Origin of the sequence: Sphingobium anseongense (assembly GCF_037725245.1) — a bacterium.
GTDB lineage: Bacteria > Pseudomonadota > Alphaproteobacteria > Sphingomonadales > Sphingomonadaceae > Sphingobium.
Genome location: NZ_JBBJUL010000003.1, coordinates 197,823 through 215,173, shown reverse-complemented (window position 1 = coordinate 215,173; position 17,351 = coordinate 197,823). Strand labels below are relative to the sequence as shown.

The following is a 17,351-nucleotide window of genomic DNA, read 5'->3' as shown; positions in this document are numbered from 1 at the left end:
TAATGGATCGATTTGCCGAACGCAGGTTTGGCCCCTTCAGCACCGAACTTTCGCACGGCGATGCCGCTCGCCTGCCTTCATTTCCGTATCGGCACGATATTCTGTCCGGCGCCGTTTTCGACACGCTGGCACCCGCCCGGCTCCGCTGGGTCGCCGATGATCGCGGCCGCCTGAAGGTAGCAGGCCGGCAAGCGACCCGCCTGATCGGCCGGTCCGAAGCGGCCTTGCACGGGCGGCGCTGGCGCGCGTTCGTCCATCCGGCCGATCGCCGGCTGCTGATCGCCGCGGCGCTGGGGTCGCACCGGCCGGATCCTGTGCGGTTGCGCCTGCGGCAAGCCGACGGATCATGGTGCTGGACGCTCAACCATCTGCGCTTCGATCGGGACGCCGACGGTCGCGAATGCTGGCACGGCGTGACCACCGACATTCACGCGCTGATGATCGAGGAGCAGGATCGCCTGGCAAAGGCGGTGGAGGAAAGCGACGCGCATTATCGCTGGGCGGTCGCGCTCAACCCGCAATTGCCCTGGACGGCTTCACCCGAAGGCGAGATCGAGGAAATAGGGCCACGCTGGCTGCACCTGACCGGGGAAGATCCCGATCGTGCGAAGGGACGAGGATGGGTCAATGCCCTCCATCCCGACGACAGGCCGGGCGTGGAGGCCGCATGGGCCCAAAGCGTGGCGACGGCGACGCCGGTCGATGTACGATACCGCATCCGCCTGCCCGACGGGTCCTATCGCTGGATGCGCGCACGGGCCGCGCCCCGGCTGGACGATCATGGCAATATCTTCCGCTGGTACGGGACATTGGATGACGTTCATGACCAGCATCTTTCGCAAGCCGCTCTCGCGGAAAGCGAAGAACGGTTCCGGCTGGCGGTGCAATCGGCCAACCTTGGCATCTGGGATTATGATGCGGCCACCCGCACGCGCACCTGGTCGCCCGAACTCAAGGCCATGCTGGGTGTCAGCCCGGACGCCGAACCCACCAACGAATTGGCGCTCGCGCTGGTCCATCCCGACGACCGTTCCCGGCTGAGCGACATCATGGCCTCCGTTTCGACGGGCGCCGCACCCGATCATTTCGAAGCTACGCTGCGTATCAGGCGCGCGGACACCGGCGAAACGCGGTGGCTCAAAAGCACCGGCTGGAATGGCGTATCGGCAGGCAGCGACTTGTCCCGCCTGGTGGTGACATTTCAGGACGTGACCGAGCAGCGTGATGCGGAGCGACGGATCCGCTGGGCCGCGACTCACGATCCGCTGACCGGCCTTCGCAACCGGGCGCTGTGGCAGGAGGCACTGGAGGACTTTACGCGCAAGGGGCGAGCGAATGGCGCGCATTTCGGCCTGATGCTGCTCGATGTCGACGATCTCAAGCGCACCAACGACACGCTGGGGCATGATGGCGGCGATGCGCTGTTGCGCAACTTCGCCGCGCGCATCATGCAATGGGCGCCCGATGACGCCATCGTCGGCCGCCTGGGCGGAGACGAATTCGCGGTGATCGCGCCGTCGCTGGCGGACCCGGCAGCCGTCGAGCGATGCGCGACCGATCTGAGGAAAAGGCTGGCCGTCCCCTTCATGCACGACGGTCGCCATGTCGAATGCAATGCGAGTATCGGCGCCAGCGTCTTTCCCGACCATGGCGAGGAAGCGGCGGAGCTGCTCAAGGCGGCCGACCTGGCGCTTTACGCCACCAAGGCGCGGGGCCGGGGTCAGCTGACCATATTTCATTCGCAATTGCGCGCCGAAACGCAGCAACGCGCATCGATGATCAGCATGGCGCGCGAAGCGCTCGAAGAAGACCTGATCGTTCCTTTCTACCAGCCCAAAGTCGACCTGCGCACGGGCCGCATCCTCGGCTATGAAGCGCTGCTGCGCTGGCGCCATCCGCGCCTTGGCCTGCAAGGTCCGGCATCGATCCTGGCGGCGTTCGAAACGCCGCAGGTGGCGATCGCGCTGACCGAACGGATGATGACGCTGGTTACTGCCGACATGCGCAACTGGATCGACGCGGGCGTTGACTGCGGACGTGTGGCGGTCAATGCATCGGCGTCGGACTTTTCGGCCGATGATTTCGCCGAGCGCGTGCTGGATCATCTGGCGCGGCACAACGTCCCGCCCGATTTTTTCGAAGTGGAAGTTACCGAAACGGTGTTCCTGGGCCGGGGCGGCGACAATGTGAAGCGCGCCCTCACCAAATTGTCGGCAAACGGGATCAGGATCGCGCTGGACGATTTCGGCACTGGCTATGCATCGCTCAGTCATCTCAAGCAATTTCCCGTCGACGTCCTCAAGATCGACCGCAGCTTCGTCAACGATATCGGCCATGACCGCAGCGATACGGCAATTGTCGATGCCATCGTCAATCTGGGCGTCAGCATGAATCTCGACGTCGTGGCCGAAGGCGTCGAGACCCAGGCCCAGGCCGCGCTGCTGTTGGAACAGGGCTGCTTCATTGGACAGGGGTTTCTGCTCGGCCGCCCTATTGCGCGTGAGGCGATCACCTGAGTTCGCGCTGGGCCAGCGACAAGCGGCCGCGCTGCCCCTCGACAAAAAAATATAGTATGGGCAACCTAGCTCTTTGCACGGCGGGGTCAGGCGCTTATGAGACGATGGACCAAAGCCCGGCGCCGTGAAGGATTTTCAGCGCCTGCCTGACCGGGCGCGTGGATTGGGCAGGATATTAAAGGAAAGCATATGAACGCCTATATCGTGGCCGCCGTTCGAACCGCTGGCGGAAGGCGCAATGGACGCCTGTCCGGCCGGCATCCGGTCGAACTCGGCGCCGAAGTTCTCAACGCAGTCGTCGCGAAATCCGGCGTCCCGGCCGAAGCGATCGACGACGTCATCATGGGTTGCGTCTCGCAAGTCGGCGAGCAGTCGCGGCAGGTCGCGCGCTTTGCCGTCCTCGCATCCAAACTGCCCGAAACCGTGCCTTCGATCACCATCGACCGGCAGTGCGGATCGTCCCAGCAGGCCATGCAATTCGCGGCGCAGGCGATCATGTCTGGCACGCAGGACGTGGTGATCGCCGCCGGCATCGAAAGCATGAGCCGCGTTCCGCTGGGTTCCGCGACCAATAGCGCCGAAGGCAAGACGCCGATGATCGATGCGATCCGCGAACGCTATGGCGTCAAGGATTTCAGCCAGTTCGGCGGCGCCGAAATGATTGCCAAGAAGTGGGGCATGACCCGTGACGAGCTTGACGCCTTTGGTGTCGAAAGCCACCGCCGGGCGATCGCCGCGACCAATTCCGGCGCCTTCGACGCCGAAATCGTGCCGATCGCGATTACGCTGGCCGATGGAACGTCCGAAATGCATGTCAAGGACGAAGGCATCCGCTGGGACGTGTCGCTGGAAGGCATGGCGGGCGTAAAAACCGTGCTGGACGGCGGGTTGATCACGGCGGCCACGTCATCGCAGATCACCGATGGCGCAGCTGCCGTCATGATCGTGTCGGAAAAAGCGTTGAAGGAATATGGCCTGACGCCGATCGCGCGAATCGCAAGCTTCATGGTGACGGCGGGCGATCCCATCATCATGCTGGAAGAGCCGCTATTTGCTACCGACAAGGCGCTCAAGCGCGCTGGCATGACCCTCAACGACATCGACCTGTTCGAAGTCAACGAAGCGTTCGCGCCAGTGCCGCTCGCCTGGCTGAAGCATACCGGTGTCGATCCGGCGAAGATGAACGTCAATGGCGGCGCTATCGCACTCGGCCATCCGGTTGGCGCATCGGGCGCCAAGCTGATGGCAACGCTGGTGCATGCGCTGCGCGCGCGCGGTGGCAAATATGGCCTGCAAACGATGTGCGAAGGCGGCGGTCAGGCCAACGTCACCATAGTCGAGGCGCTGTAATCTCGGTCTCGCCCGACCTGACCTGAAAAGCATTCAGGGCGCTGCACGATGCCAACCTATCGTGCAGCGCCCTGATTTTTGCACCCAGTTCACGCCCTGGGGCAGCTTCAGCGGATCGGGAGCGGCCATCCGCCCCCGAAGCCGCGATGCCTACTCCGCTCCGACAACATTCTCGTGCGTGAAGGATTTGCGCAAGGTTTTCCTCGCGATCTTCCAGCTGTCGCCGATCTTCAGATACTCGTCCTCATATTTGACATGGAAGCGCAAACGCTCGCCGTTTTTGCGCATCGTTTCGACCAGGGCAAAGGACGTGGCGGTCGCCGTCGTGGGCGTAAGGTCGCGGATGATGTGATTGGTCATCAGGTGGACCATCATCGCGACATTGCCGCGGATCGTTTCCCCATAAGCGCGGATCGCATCACGCCCCTCGAACAGGGCGTCGGGAAAAAACGCGCTTTCGTCGAGAACGCCATCGGGCGTAAAAATGTTCGCCCAATTGTCAGGCTCCAGGCTGTCGATGAAATAGGCGTAACTATAATTGAGTTCCTGCAACGCCAGGCGATCTTCCGTACTCATCTTCATCTTCTCCTGTAGATATGTTGCTCCATCCGCTGTCCGGGATTAGCAAGGAAACAGCTATATTATTCGACGACTGTGTAAGGTTCGGCTTCAATATTGAGATATTCTCTGACCGATTCATGCAGCTTGGATATATAGGTTTTGCCGGCATAGGGCTGGATCAGGCTAATATGATGGATACAGCAATCATAAATGGCTATGACGCTGTCGCATGCTTCATCATGCCCCGGCCGAGCGGCGCCGAGGCGATTGACCCACACCGCCCACATATTTTCGCCCAGGATCTTGGGGCTATTGGGCTCGACCATCGGCGCGATATCGCCACAGGCGATCGCATCTTCGATCCGCTGTATGGACCCGTCGATCGCGGTCGCCATGATACGGCGATAGCTTTCGGCCAGATGCGGATCGGTGGCGGTGAAATAGGTCAGCGATTCAAAAAAGAAATGGTAGCGCCACATCAGGCCGAACAGGTTCACCATATATTGGGCGAGATGCCGGGCGCTGGGGTCGCGCTGGCGGGAGAGCACTTCGGACGCCTCCAGTTCGAGCCGATCGATCAGGGAGTAGATGATGTCCTGCTTTTTCGCGAAATGATAGGTCAGGTTGCCGGGACTGATGCCCAGGTTCGACGCGATTTTGTAGATGGCTACCCGGTCCACGCCGTTGCTGTTGAAGAGCCTCAGCGCAGTCGACAAAATTCGCTCAGGTGTGGATTCGACGCTCAATTCCAAAGCCCCCCGGGGTCTAGTTATTAGTATCTAGCTTATCAGGTGCTCTAATCGCGTCAACCACCGCCTCGTCGCGCGCGCGCCGGACCGATATTGGCAAAAGGTCGGCAGTGGCGTGGCGGCGATATGGGAATGGCCGACAAAGGTGATTGATGGGCGAAGTCATGGCCTCTATTGACGGTGCTATCGGTCAGTGAAGCCCCGCGAAAGGCGGGCGCGACAATCACATTCAAGAGCGGAGATATGTCTGTGGTCAAAGTGCATAGAGTTTCGGGATATCATCAGGGCAAGATCAACGCGAATATCGAAGATGTGTGGGCGTTGATAACCAATTGGGGCACATTGTTCTGGTATCAGGACGGCAACAATGCCGAGGGCCTGAAGCTGATGGATTCTTGGCTTGAGGGCGAGCCGGACGTGGTGCCGCGCACGCGCGTCATGTCCCGTGGCGAAGGCGCGGTCGAAAACGGGGCGCCGGATGAAAATCGCGAGGTGCTGCTGCTTGCCGATCCGGTCGCGCACCGGCTCTATTATGATGCCACCGACGATTTCGTTCCCGGCATCCGCAACTATATGGCGACCTGGTCGCTGGACGAGTTGGACGATGGCGGATGCATGATGACCGTGTCGTCGAATTTCGATGTCATCCCGGCCGAAAACGGGCCGCTATATGGTGAAATGCTCCACAACGTATATATCGCCATCGTCTCCAGCCTCGACAGCCATTTCGCCAGGGAAAGAGCGAGCGAACAGGGCGCGTGATGTGCGCAGATGGCGGGCGGGTCGGCGAATTCGCCATCCCGCCCGCTGCGCTTTCCTGATTATTGAGCGGTCAGGCCACCGTCGACTGGAACGGCCGCGCCGGTCATGAAGCTTGCTGCTTCCGACGCCAGGAATGCCATAACGCTGGCGATCTCCGACGGATCCGCGCCGCGATTGAGCGGCATGCGCGCGATGAAAACATCGCCATCCGCTCCCAACGACGCCATCGTGTCCCGAACCATCGGCGTCAGCACCACGCCCGCGTGGATCGAATTGACCCGGATCTTGGACGGCGCGAACTCGATCGCGGCAGCCTTGGTCATGCCGGTCACCGCGAATTTGGACGCGCAATAATCCAGGTTGTTGGCGGCGCCCACCAGTCCGTAGCCGGACGAATTGTTGACGATCGAGCCGCCACCGGCGCGGATCATCGACGGCAGGACCAGCTTCATGCCCAGGAAAACGCCTTCCTGATTGATGGCGCACACCTTGCGAAATTCTTCCAGCGTCAATTCCGATGCGGGCTTCCAGTGACCCGAATGCCCCGCGTTGTTGACCAGCACATTCACCGGGCCGAATGCGGCCTCGGTTTCGTCGATGGTGCGTTCCCAGTCATCCTGTTTGGTAACGTCGAGCCGGGAAAAGCGGACCCTGTCGCCCAACTCCGCGGCCAGCGCTTCGCCTGCTTCGGCCTGGATGTCGCCGATGGTAACGCTGGCGCCCAGCTGGTGAAATGTTCGTGCCGCCGCGGCACCGATGCCGCTGGAGCCGCCCGTGATGATCGCTACCTTGCCTGTCAGATCAAACATTTTGGGTCCTTCTTGAAATAATCTGTATCAAAAATCTGTATCAAAAATCGTGCTGGCCGCGTCGTTCAGGCGAGAACGCTGTCGGCAAGCTTCGTGTCGATCAATTCGCGCATCAACGCGATCTTGTCGCCCTTGAAATGGACGAAGACCGCGTAATCGCCGTCAAAGCGCTTGCCGTTGACCAGTTCGCATTTGCCCGAGAACATCGCCGAGACGATGTCGCCTTCCTCGACCATCTCCTGAAAGACGAATTCGCCCGGTACAGCCAGAGCCGACGAAAACGCCACCAACTGATCGAGCAGTTCCGACCGCGAGCGCTTGCCGCGCAGCACCGTGCTGCCCAGAAATTCATGGACATAATCTTCGGTCGTCAGGGCATTGATCGCTTCTGCATCGCCCTTGCCGACCGCATCGCAGTATCGCCGGATCGCCAGCTTTTTTTCACTGTCCATATCTTCTCCTTCGTTCGACCTGCCATGAGCGTCGCTTGTTCATCCGGCTTTGTTCGACGCGCCGGCGTTCGCGCGCTTGTCGGATGCGCGGGGAGCCGGCTTCCCTTATTGCGCCGTCAATCCGCCATCAACAACCAACATGCTGCCATTGCAATAGGCCGCATCGTCCGACGCGAGAAACGCGATCGCCGAGGCCATTTCAGCCGCCTGCCCCAGCCGACCGGCCGGAATATTCGCGATCGTCTGCGCGAACGCGCCCTCGTCATTCGCGTCACCCAGCATCGCCGTCGCGGTATAGCCGGGGTGCACCGAATTGACCCTGATACCCTGTTTGGCCGTCTCGATCGCAAGCACCTTGGTCAGCATCTGGACCGCACCCTTGCTCGCGCAATAGGCGCCGCCATATTCCCCGGCGACGATCGAGGCGATGGACACGACATTGACGATCGCTCCACCCCTGCCCGTGGCTTGCATTTCCCGCGCAGCCATCCGGCACCCCAGAAACGCCATGGTGCTGTTGACGTCCACCACGCGCCGCCATTCGTCCAGCGGTATATCGACAACATGATTGATCGCAGAAATGGCCGCATTGTTGACCAGGATATCGAGTACGCCGAATTCGGCCTTCGTCGCCCGCAACACTTCTTCCCACGCGGCTTCATCGGTCGCGTCGTGCGCGCAGGCGATTGCCCGATGACCTTCACTGCGCAGTTCGGCGGCACGCGCGGCCACTTCGGCATGGTTGATGTCGGTCATGACCACCCGCGTGCCCTCTTCGGCCAGCCGCTTCGCCGTGGCAAAACCCATGCCGATCGGCGAAGCCGCTCCGGTCACGATTGCAACCTTGCCGCTCAATCCTCTCATCCTACTCGCTCCCGCCTTGATGCGTTGGCATATTTGTTGCCCTGATATCAGATAGTCGGCGAACCGATGGCGCCGGCATTCTCCCGCCTGGGTGTCCGATCCTGCCTGCGCAGGTCACTGCGAAGCTGTTTTGCCGGACATTACAATTTTCCATCTGCGGTTCATATTCCACTTCGAATTCGCGCACCCCGATCAACCGGCGCATTCATAGGCGAAGACCCTCGGCCTGCTAGCCTTTTCCGATCAGCATCGCCCCCAGCATCGTCGTCGGGATCGTCGGATCATTGCCCAGATGCGCGCGCGCGGCGCTCAGATCGAGCCAGGCCCGCGTGACCGGCGAGTTCATATCGGTCGCGCGCGCGCCCTGCAGCATCATCAGATCGTCCACCAGCGCCGTCAGCTTGCGCAGGCCGCCAGTGAGCTGGGCGCGAAGCAGGACGGCGTCGGGCATCGACATCATTATGTCGTCCGTGTCATGATCGAGCAGCTGCCGGACATGCCGGTCATACATTGCACTGGCTGCGTCGATTTCCGCAGCGAGACGGCCCGCGGCCTGTTGAACCGCCGGATCTTCCCGCGCGACCTTTCCGGTCATCATCGAGACCCGGCCTCTGATGATCGCCAGAAAGCCATCGAGCGCGGCGCGCGCGGCACCGATGCCGAAATAGGATATGGAGGCCGAGAAGAGATAATGCCAGGGCATCCGGTAAAGAGCCGGGCCGGGCCGCGCGTCCCGGCGCAGATTCTGTATGCCCGGGTCGAGCGTCAGCGTCCGGTGCGCAGGTACGAATATGTCCTGCACGACGATATCGTTGCTGCCTGTCGCCCGCAGCCCGAACGAGCGCCAGACATCGACGACCTCGAAATCCGCGCACGGCACCAGGAATATATTGAGCGCGGACCGGCAGTCGGCGGCCGCGGCGGGCAAGTCGGGCCGACGGGCGCCCAGCAGCGCCCATTGCGCATGCGAAATGCCGCTAGAGAAAGTCCAGCGGCCACTGAGCCGGAAGCCGCCTTCGACGGGCGTTGCGACTCCGGCCGGGCTGGATGCGGAGCCGATGAGCGCGCCGCCGTCATCCCCCCATATGTCCGCCTGCGCCTGCCGGTCGAACAGGCTGATCCGGAACGGTTGGACGCACAGGACGCCATATACCCATGCCGTCGACGGACATACCTCCGCGATGGCTTTCTGGATCGCGAAGAAGGTTCGCGGATCAGCTTCGAGGCCTCCCCATTCCTTCCGCTGAAAGAGGCGAAACAGGTCTGCCGCCGCAAGTGCCGCTATCGTTTCGGCGGGCGTGTCCCGCGCCACATCCCCGGCCGCGATCCGCTCCTTGATCAATGGGAGGATCGGGTTCAGCCGGGCAAGCAGTTCCTCTGTCAATCGCAGTCGCCGGCCGTCATACATGCTCATGGGCGAATGTTTTGCCGGGGGAACAAGGTTTCGCTGAAGTCGCCCTCGGCCTTGCCGACGGCATGGTCGCTGACGAACGGAGCGCCGGCCAGGCCGTTGGACCAGTCGGCCGATGCGCCGAAATCCTTCATCCAGTCCGCAACGAGAACCCGATGGATGATCCGCCATTCGTCATCGCGCTTTTCCCAACGGTCGAGATATCGTCCGCCCAACGTAATGTCGCGGTGCTCGCCGCCAATGTCCATGCGGTGATAGGCTGTAAGCAGGGATTGGGAGACCGCGGTGTCGCCGTCCAGGCGGATCAGGATTTGTCCCAGATTATGCTGGGTGAGAACCATCGCAGCCAGGCTTTCCATCGCATAGGTGACGAAGGCATCGACTGTGCCGACGAATGTCGCATGATCGTCGACGGCTTCGGGCCAATAGCAGGACCTGAGGAGATCGGCGTCGCGGCGGTCGATGGCATGGCAATATCGCGCCAGGCAGTCCCTGATCCGCTCCCGTTCGACCACATCGGCCGCAACTATCGCGCTTACCGTCATGAATGCCTCTCCTTATGGAACCGCCGTTTTCGGCATGATGCGATTTGACGTTCCCGCCATGAGCACTTTACGCTTCGCCGATACTCAAGGCCGGCGAGATATTTAGTAGGATCATACTATGGAAGTCAACATTCGCCTATGCCGGCGGCGGCGGCGACAGGTCGGGTTAGCGAAACACAGGCGAGGCTGTTTGCCGCACGGGCGTGAAGCGTGAAGATCGGCCTCTCCATTCCCAATAATTGGGGCGTCGCCGACGTTGCCGCGTTGATCGAAATCGGTGTCGTGGCGGAGCAGCATGGCTTCCATTCGCTCTGGACGTCAGAGCATCTGGTCAATGTCGGCTATGTGCGCGATCGCATCGGCGAAGCGCCCTATTACAGCGCGCTGTCGATCCTGTCGGCGCTGGCGGTCAAGACCTCGCGCGTCCTGCGGGGCACGTCGATCCTCGTCCTGCCCTTCCACAGCCCGTTTTTCGTGGCGAAATATTTCGCCACACTCGATCACCTGTCGAAAGACCGCGCCGTCCTTGGCGCGGGCATCGGCAATGTTCGTGAAGAATTCGAAGCGGTGGGCATAGCGTGGAACCAACGGGGGGCGATGACCGACGAGGCTGCCGGACGCATCGCCATCCATGACAGGGCGCGATGACGGCGCTGGATTTCCGGTGTCAGCCGACCCGTTGGACGAACGGATGACGGCTGAGCGGCACGGGGGGCTGGATTTCGATCCGCCCGCCCCGCACCCGCACCTCGAACCGGCGAAGCGGGTCCACGGCAGGACCGACGACGGCCTTCCCGGTCTTTATGTCAAAGCGCGCGCCATGCTTGCGGCAGATGATGTCCGATCCGATCTGCCGCCCGCCTTCCAACGGAAAATCGAGATGGGTGCAGCGATTTTCCAGCGCGAACACATCCGGGTTGATACGGAAGATCAGGATGGACAGACCATCGATATTGAATGCCAGATGCTTGCCATTGGGGATATCCTCAAACGCACAGACATCGACATAGCCGGTCATATTTTCGGCGCGCCGGCATTCTGAACGAACGAGACGATATCCTCGGTCTTCGACCCAGCGCCGAAAACGCCCGCGACTCCCATTTCCATCAACTCGGCAACATCGTCGGGGTGGATCATGCCGCCCAGCATCACGGGAATATGCCCGACGCCCTTGGCCTTCATCGCTTCGATGAGCTGGCGCGTATATTCGACATAGGCGGCCGAGGAAAAGCTGACGCCGACAATGTCGATCTTGCGATCAACCACTGCGTCCGCCATGCCCTCGACGCTGTTATGCTCGCCGATATAGTCGACATCGATGCCCCCTGCCTCGTCCAGCAGTCGGGCAAGCGTGCGTATGCCCTTGGAATGCACATCGGTGCCTAGCATGCCGAGCATGCAGCGAACGGTATTGGGTTTGCTCATGTATAGCTCAATGGTGCCTGGAGATGACCATAAGGGTCGAAGGGATGGCCGTTGGCGACGCGCACCGTGCCCCAGATTTCGCCAATGCTGGCATCGGCGATGAATGCATCGATCATGGCCTGCATGGGATTATTGCCATCCCGAACGACATTATAGACGTTCTTCAACGACGTCGACCAATTGGCCTGATCGCGCTGCTGCTTGAGTTCGGAAAAACGGCGGATATGGGCATAGGTGTTGGTGCGGTCGAACTTGAACCGGGTCGGCGACGGCTCATCTTCCGGCACGAACCGGTTGACGCCGACGATGATGCGATCGCCATTATCCAGCTCGCGCTGAAGGTCGAAGTTGAAATCGTCCATCATCTCTTCGATTTTGCCGCTGGCGATCGCTTCGATCAGGCCGATTTCCTCGATCCGCGTAAGCATGGCGATGGCTTCGGCCTCGACCTTGTCGGTCAGCGCCTCGATATAATAGCTGCCGCCGAACGGGTCGGCGACGCGCGCCGCGCCTACTTCATTGGCGAGTATCTGCTGCTGCCGGGTGGCAAGCTCACGCGCTTCGTGAGTGGGCACGCATACCGGTTCATCGAATGTGCAGGCTTCGAGCGACTGCACCCCGCCACAGAGCGCGGCAAGCCCCTGTATCGCCGTGCGCGTCAGGTTGTTGAGCGGCTGCTTGTACACCAGCGACTTGCCGGACGTGTGGCACGCGATCCGCAGGCGCTGGGCGCGCATGTCCTGCGACCCGAACCGCTCCTTCATCGTCCGCGCCCAATAGCGGCGCAGCGCCCGGAACTTGGCGATCTCTTCGAAGAAATCGATATCCGACGTCGACACCCAGGCAAGGCTGGGCGCGACCTGATCCACGGTCAGGCCGCGATCGATCAGGTCTTCCATCGTCTTGTTGATCATGGCCATGCCAAGAGCGATCTCGCCCGCCGGCGACAATCCGCGTTCACGCAGGTCATAGGCCTGCGGCATCCCAAGCGCCCATTTCGGGCTGTTGCGGACGCTGAACTCGATCTCGTCGACCGCAATGCGGTGACCGAATTCGGCCGGAACCAGATGCTTGCCCCATCCGCACAGCGTCTGTTGCAGCATGTCGGGCATGTTGGAACCCTGCAAGGTGGAGAGCGGCTGGCCGCGCTTCACATGCACCGAAGCAATCAACGGATAGGCCATCGCCGCCCAATGCCAGGCGGTGTCGACCTTGGCCAGATCCAGCCCTTCGAGCAGCCGCGCCGCATCCCGCTGGGTCGGAAGCGAACAGCCCTCCAGCCCCACCTCCGGCCCGAACGCCGGATGATCGGGATCGACGCTTTGCGTGGTCAACGGGTCGGGCACGATGCTGACGCCGGTCCCACCGGCCGCCAGCACCATTTCGAGACCCTGCCGGGTATCTTCCGGCGAGCCGTAGCCGACGATGTTCCGCAGCGTCCACATGCGGCTGCGATACATTTGGGGATAGGCCCCCCGCGTGAAGGGATAGCTCCCCGGATCACCGAGATTTTCCTCATAGGCGCTGTCGCGCTCCTTGGGAAAATATGCGGCATCGGTCTCCAGCCCGCTCCACGTCTTGGTCCGCGAGAGCTTGATTTCGACGTTCTCGACGCTTTCGAACAAATTGCCAGGTGGGGTGGTCATGTCCATGGCTTCAGCTCCGCCCGATAAGACGGTCCAGTTCCGCCAGATAGTGCCGAATACGGTTTTCCGATTCCGACAGGACATAGCCGTCGAACGCGGCAGACTCGATGCCCTTTTGCACTTCGGGCACGCGAACCGCATCCTGCGCCAGCACCGAGCCGAAGTCGGCGAGAGTCTGGGGAACGATCTTCTCGGGCCGGATCGATCCATCCCAGCCGGGAGGCGAAACGGCTTCAGGGCCGAACTGGCCGGGATCCATCACCATGTCCTGCGACCCGCCGACCGGCAGGCACAGCGAAATGGCGCGGTAATGGCTCTTGCGCGGGTCGGTCGCATGCGGCGTAAAGATCTGGAGCAGCAACGAATCGCTGAACGCGTTGATCGTCACGTTCGGAAAGACGAAATAATTCCAGTCGTCATTGACCTGATCGTCGGTCAGATCCTTGAAATGCTCGTATCCGTGCCGCTCGGCCCATTTACGCCGCGTCTGAGCAAAGGCCTTGTTATATTCATGACCCTGCAGATGCAGGAAATCATCAGGATTGCCGCCGTAAAATTGCAGAAACGCCTTCATGCCGTCGGGCACGGTCTCACGATCCTCGAACCGCACCGGAACGCTGCCGATCGGAATGATCATCCGGCTGTTGCCATTGCCGTACAGATCGTACTGACAACCCAGCGTCTCGGTGAACGGCGCGACCTGCGGATGGACGTCGTCGGCGTGGTAGAATTCGATAAACGCGTCGAGAGCGGTCTTCCAGTTCGCATCCCAGCAGGTTTCGATATCGCGCAGCACGCGATATTTCTCGAACGGGTAGGGCGCCAGATGTTCGGGGATGACGTCGAGATGCTCAAGCAGCGACTTGCTGTCCGGATCCATATTGATGAAAACCAGGCTGTTCCACACGCTGCATTTGACGGATTTCAGCCCCGGACGATGCGCGATCGCTTCCTTGCGGAAAATCATCTCGTCGCGGATTTCGGCATTCTTGCCATCCAGGCCGAATTTCCAGCCATGAAAATCACAGGTGAACACGCACGCGCCCTCACCCCCGCTTGCGCTGCCGAAATCGGTATGGACGATCCGGTTGCCGCGATGGGGACAGACGTTGTAATGGGCGACGATGCCATCATCGCCTTCGCCGGTCCGCACGATGACGAACGATTCCTTGCCATAATCGGCCTTGAACCAGTCGCCGATCTCGGGAAGGTCCTGGGTCAAGCCGACGAAGAGCCAGCTTTTCGTCCACATCCTGTCCCATTCGAGCGCAGCTTCTTCGCTGCTGTAGAACCGCTTGGGGTCCACACGCTCGGTGCCATGGTCGATGTAGGGCGCTTTCGCCGCCGGACTGCCAGGCTCAGCGTCAGGATAGGTGATGAATCCCGTCCGATAATCGTAATCCATGGCATCCCTCGTCGTTTCTGAAAACAGTATGTAGGACCTAATGCTTCACGCATCGCAAGGCAATGCGTTTGTCCGTCAATAGATATGGCGTAAGCCTGACGAGGCAATGTTTCAACCCGCCTGTGGCGACAATATACCACCCTGCCGCTGGCGACACGGCAAATGAATGCCCGGCCAGCGAGGGAGCAATCGCCCGTGCGCCACCACACCGGCGCTGCGGGGATCGCGATCAGATAATGGAAATGGCGCTGGCATCCTTGCGAGCGGCGCCGCATCTCTCAGCGCGGCTGCGCGTCGAAATCCCCTTCTTCGATCGGCAGCCGAATCGACGTCTCGTCTTCGGGCAACTGGCTCGCGTCTTCGTCGCCGACATGATCGAGGCCGGGGCCCCGGACATCGGCGTCTTCCGACGCTGGCTGGTCCGGGCGGGTTTTGTCCTTCGTCATGTACGGCTCCTTTTCAGTCACACCAATCATGGCGGCTGACGTTGGTTCCTTGCGGTCGCCGGGATAGCCTCAGCATTTTCCTTGCAAGCCCGCCGCTCATGGGAAATAGCCCAGTGAGGCCGATCTTCCGCATAGGCAGCGCGGAGACAGGAGCAGATAATGCTGATCGGCGGTTCTTTTCATGGAGATAAAAGATGTCGGTAGCACCAGCACGATCGGGCAAGATTTTGGTGATCGGCGCATCGGGCGGCGTGGGGCGATGCCTGACGCGCCGGTTGCTCGACGGGGGCTATGATGTGCTCGGCTCCGCGCTGGATCAGGCCGATCTCGACGCCATGGCAAAGGGCGGATTTGACGCCGCCAACCTGTTCATCGCCGATTTTTCCTCCGCCGATACCGGGATCGCCCAGGTCAGGGAAGCACTCGGACGCAGCGATCAGCCGCTTGCCGCCGTGATCAGTTGCGTGGGGATCAACCCCTGCGGCCCGCTCGAAACGACGCCGTTGGATGTGTTCCGGCGCACGATGGAGATCAATACGATTTCCAATCTGGCTATCTATCAGGCGACCCTGCCGCTGTTGCGGGACAACCAGGGCCGGTTCATCTTTGTCGGCTCCATGGCCGGCAAGGTGACGTTCCCGCTCCTTGGCTATTATGCGGCCTCGAAATATGCGCTCGAAGGGCTGGTCGACACGATGCGGCTTGAAGCGGGTCAATGGGACATCCCTGTGTCCCTGATCCAGCCGGGCGCCATTGCCACCGCCATGGTACATGGCTTTGCCGCGCTGCTCGACAAGGGCCTGGCGCAGCTCGATAAGGAGGGAAAACGCAACTACGGCGATTATTTCGCCCAGCAGCGCGCCTTTTCGCAGACGGGCGATTCGGTCGCGGTGGCCCCGGATGTGGTCGCGGCGGTCATCATCGAGGCGCTGGAAGCTGAAAGCCCCAAGACCCGCTATTGCGTCGGCAACGCCGTCGAGCTGCTGGAAATGCGGCGATCATCAACCGATCTGGAAGTCGATGCGTTCTTCAACGCCATGCTACCGGGCAACCGCCAGGCCGTGCCCGCCGAATGAACGCTGCCGGGGAAGCCTCCACCGCAACGACGCTTCCCCACCGATGACCGCACGGGCGATGTGACCGCAAAGAGTGCCGCCGCGTCAGTTGAGCAAGGCGTCGAAGTCCAGCGCGGCATAGGCTTCGGGCGTGATCCGCTCGCATGCCTTGAACAGCCGGGTACGCAATAATGTGGTGGTGCCGTCCGGGTTGTGATCCTCCAGCAGCTTGTCGTTCCCCTTGCCGCCGATCAGGGTCGTCAGCAAAATCGCTTCATTGTCGCGCGTGATCGGCTGGTGCACTTCGACAGTCGTTTCAAAAGCGATATCGCCCTCGCGGAAGCACAGATCGTCATAGAACCACTCGCCCTTGAGCGTATAGGCGGTGGCCGTGCAATGATGACTGTGAACCGGGGTCACGGTTCCCGGCGGCATTTTGAAATTGAGGACGACGATATTGTTGACCTCATCCACCTTGAGCACGCGGAAAAAGGTGTTGGGGATGAGCGAATAGGGCAACCAAGGGACTTCCTCGGTGGCGATGCGCTGGACGGCGTCTTCGTGCGCGTGCGGCACTGTTGCGGAGGCGTCCATGATCCTGCTCCCTGTTCAAAACCAATGGGGCAACGAACCGCGGAAAGGGCGGGGCGGGGCCGTCGCCGGTCAAGCTATGCTGACGAACGAGGCCCCGCCGGCGACAGTCAGCTCTTGCCGGTGATCTTGATGCCCGCTTCGCCGACATCATAATTTTTGTTGATGAAGATCAGTACCGAGGTCAGTGCCTCGGCAGCGGCCGAATTGCACAGCGCGCCGGCGTGGAACGCGCGCAGGCCCATGGCTTCGGACAGCTGCACAACCTGTTCGCGCGACGCCTTGTCATCGCCGAACACCAGCACGTCGCAATTGAGATCCTCGTTGGCGGCAAGCTTGGCGGCACCGACATTGTGGAAGGCAGAGACGACGTTGACCCCTTCGCCGAGCAGATTCTGCGCGCGCTGGGCGGCGCTGCCTTCGGCGGGAAGCTGGACGCGCATCACCTTGGGCGGGACCAGAGGTACGGTCGTATCGACGACGATCTTGCCCGCGCAATGGGGCGCGATGTCGGTCAGCGTGCCTTCCTGGGCAGCGAACGGGACAGTCACGATGATGAGATCGGCCTCTTTGGCCGCGTCGGCGTTGGATTTGCCGATCAGGCCGCAGCCCAGTTCGCCGGCGGCGCGTTCGGCGCTTTCGGCCGAGCGCGATCCGATGACGACGCTATGGCCCGCCTTGGCGAGCCGGCACGCAATCGCCGCACCCAGATTGCCAGTGCCACCGACGACCGCAATTTTACCGACCATATCAAATTGTCCTTC

The 17,351-nt window shown here is 61.3% G+C and carries 19 protein-coding genes; 5 read left to right on the top strand and 14 right to left on the bottom strand.

The window, feature by feature from the left end; translation table 11 throughout:
* Positions 1-2: 2 nt before the first annotated feature.
* Both WG908_RS05605 and WG908_RS05600 read left to right on the top strand, forming a co-directional pair.
* Entirely contained in the window at positions 3-2,516 is a 2,514-nt protein-coding gene (locus WG908_RS05605; protein WP_340185591.1) for a sensor domain-containing protein, read from the top strand.
* A gap of 189 nt (positions 2,517-2,705) precedes the next feature.
* A complete protein-coding gene (locus tag WG908_RS05600; protein ID WP_340185590.1) occupies positions 2,706-3,866 on the top strand; it encodes an acetyl-CoA C-acetyltransferase in 1,161 nt (386 codons plus the stop codon).
* A 150-nt stretch (positions 3,867-4,016) separates the two neighbouring features.
* Here the strand turns inward: WG908_RS05600 and WG908_RS05595 are convergent, their stop codons facing one another.
* Positions 4,017-4,448, bottom strand: a complete 432-nt coding sequence (locus WG908_RS05595) for a nuclear transport factor 2 family protein (protein ID WP_340185589.1) — start codon at positions 4,446-4,448, stop codon at positions 4,017-4,019.
* 59 nt (positions 4,449-4,507) lie between these two features.
* A complete protein-coding gene (locus WG908_RS05590) occupies positions 4,508-5,143 on the bottom strand; it encodes a TetR/AcrR family transcriptional regulator (protein ID WP_340185588.1) in 636 nt (211 codons plus the stop codon).
* A gap of 276 nt (positions 5,144-5,419) precedes the next feature.
* Between WG908_RS05590 and WG908_RS05585 the strand changes: the two genes are divergently transcribed.
* On the top strand, positions 5,420-5,938 hold the full coding sequence (locus WG908_RS05585; RefSeq protein ID WP_340185587.1) for an SRPBCC family protein: 519 nt from the start codon (positions 5,420-5,422) through the stop codon (positions 5,936-5,938).
* Between the two features lie 59 nt (positions 5,939-5,997).
* Here the strand turns inward: WG908_RS05585 and WG908_RS05580 are convergent, their stop codons facing one another.
* The 5 genes from WG908_RS05580 to WG908_RS05560 all read right to left on the bottom strand — a co-directional run bounded on the left by WG908_RS05580 (position 5,998) and on the right by WG908_RS05560 (position 10,019).
* Positions 5,998-6,747 carry an SDR family NAD(P)-dependent oxidoreductase gene (locus WG908_RS05580; protein WP_340185586.1) on the bottom strand — a complete coding sequence of 250 codons (750 nt, stop codon included), beginning with the start codon at positions 6,745-6,747 and terminating at the stop codon, positions 5,998-6,000.
* 65 nt (positions 6,748-6,812) lie between these two features.
* On the bottom strand, positions 6,813-7,199 hold the full coding sequence (locus WG908_RS05575) for a nuclear transport factor 2 family protein (protein WP_340185585.1): 387 nt from the start codon (positions 7,197-7,199) through the stop codon (positions 6,813-6,815).
* Between the two features lie 105 nt (positions 7,200-7,304).
* Positions 7,305-8,054: an SDR family NAD(P)-dependent oxidoreductase gene (locus WG908_RS05570; protein WP_340185584.1), complete on the bottom strand. Its 750-nt coding sequence runs from the start codon at positions 8,052-8,054 to the stop codon at positions 7,305-7,307.
* 238 nt (positions 8,055-8,292) lie between these two features.
* Positions 8,293-9,477: an acyl-CoA dehydrogenase family protein gene (locus tag WG908_RS05565; protein WP_340185583.1), complete on the bottom strand. Its 1,185-nt coding sequence runs from the start codon at positions 9,475-9,477 to the stop codon at positions 8,293-8,295.
* Positions 9,474-10,019, bottom strand: coding sequence for a nuclear transport factor 2 family protein (locus WG908_RS05560; protein WP_340185582.1), 546 nt, complete (start codon positions 10,017-10,019; stop codon positions 9,474-9,476). Before WG908_RS05560 ends, WG908_RS05565 begins: the two co-directional genes overlap by 4 nt.
* A gap of 210 nt (positions 10,020-10,229) precedes the next feature.
* On the opposite strand from WG908_RS05560, the gene WG908_RS05555 reads away from it, so the two are divergent.
* Positions 10,230-10,667: an LLM class flavin-dependent oxidoreductase gene (locus WG908_RS05555; RefSeq protein WP_340185581.1), complete on the top strand. Its 438-nt coding sequence runs from the start codon at positions 10,230-10,232 to the stop codon at positions 10,665-10,667.
* A 19-nt stretch (positions 10,668-10,686) separates the two neighbouring features.
* On the opposite strand, the gene WG908_RS05550 is transcribed toward WG908_RS05555, so the two are convergent.
* The 5 genes from WG908_RS05550 to WG908_RS05530 all read right to left on the bottom strand — a co-directional run bounded on the left by WG908_RS05550 (position 10,687) and on the right by WG908_RS05530 (position 14,941).
* Positions 10,687-11,037 (bottom strand): Rieske (2Fe-2S) protein, encoded by a 351-nt coding sequence (locus tag WG908_RS05550; RefSeq protein ID WP_340185580.1) that lies wholly within the window; start codon positions 11,035-11,037, stop codon positions 10,687-10,689.
* Positions 11,034-11,444 (bottom strand): cobalamin B12-binding domain-containing protein, encoded by a 411-nt coding sequence (locus WG908_RS05545; protein WP_340185579.1) that lies wholly within the window; start codon positions 11,442-11,444, stop codon positions 11,034-11,036. Before WG908_RS05545 ends, WG908_RS05550 begins: the two co-directional genes overlap by 4 nt.
* On the bottom strand, positions 11,441-13,090 hold the full coding sequence (locus WG908_RS05540) for a methylmalonyl-CoA mutase family protein (RefSeq protein ID WP_340185578.1): 1,650 nt from the start codon (positions 13,088-13,090) through the stop codon (positions 11,441-11,443). Before WG908_RS05540 ends, WG908_RS05545 begins: the two co-directional genes overlap by 4 nt.
* Positions 13,091-13,100: 10 nt before the next feature.
* Complete coding sequence (locus WG908_RS05535; RefSeq protein ID WP_340185577.1) at positions 13,101-14,495, bottom strand: aromatic ring-hydroxylating oxygenase subunit alpha; 1,395 nt, start codon at positions 14,493-14,495, stop codon at positions 13,101-13,103.
* A 278-nt stretch (positions 14,496-14,773) separates the two neighbouring features.
* Complete coding sequence (locus tag WG908_RS05530) at positions 14,774-14,941, bottom strand: hypothetical protein (RefSeq protein ID WP_340185576.1); 168 nt, start codon at positions 14,939-14,941, stop codon at positions 14,774-14,776.
* Between the two features lie 194 nt (positions 14,942-15,135).
* On the opposite strand from WG908_RS05530, the gene WG908_RS05525 reads away from it, so the two are divergent.
* On the top strand, positions 15,136-16,017 hold the full coding sequence (locus WG908_RS05525; RefSeq protein ID WP_340185575.1) for an SDR family NAD(P)-dependent oxidoreductase: 882 nt from the start codon (positions 15,136-15,138) through the stop codon (positions 16,015-16,017).
* Between the two features lie 84 nt (positions 16,018-16,101).
* On the opposite strand, the gene WG908_RS05520 is transcribed toward WG908_RS05525, so the two are convergent.
* Entirely contained in the window at positions 16,102-16,590 is a 489-nt protein-coding gene (locus tag WG908_RS05520) for a cupin domain-containing protein (RefSeq protein WP_340185574.1), read from the bottom strand.
* A 107-nt stretch (positions 16,591-16,697) separates the two neighbouring features.
* Positions 16,698-17,336, bottom strand: coding sequence for an NADPH-dependent F420 reductase (gene npdG / locus WG908_RS05515; protein ID WP_340185573.1), 639 nt, complete (start codon positions 17,334-17,336; stop codon positions 16,698-16,700).
* Between the last annotated feature and the right edge of the window lie 15 nt (positions 17,337-17,351).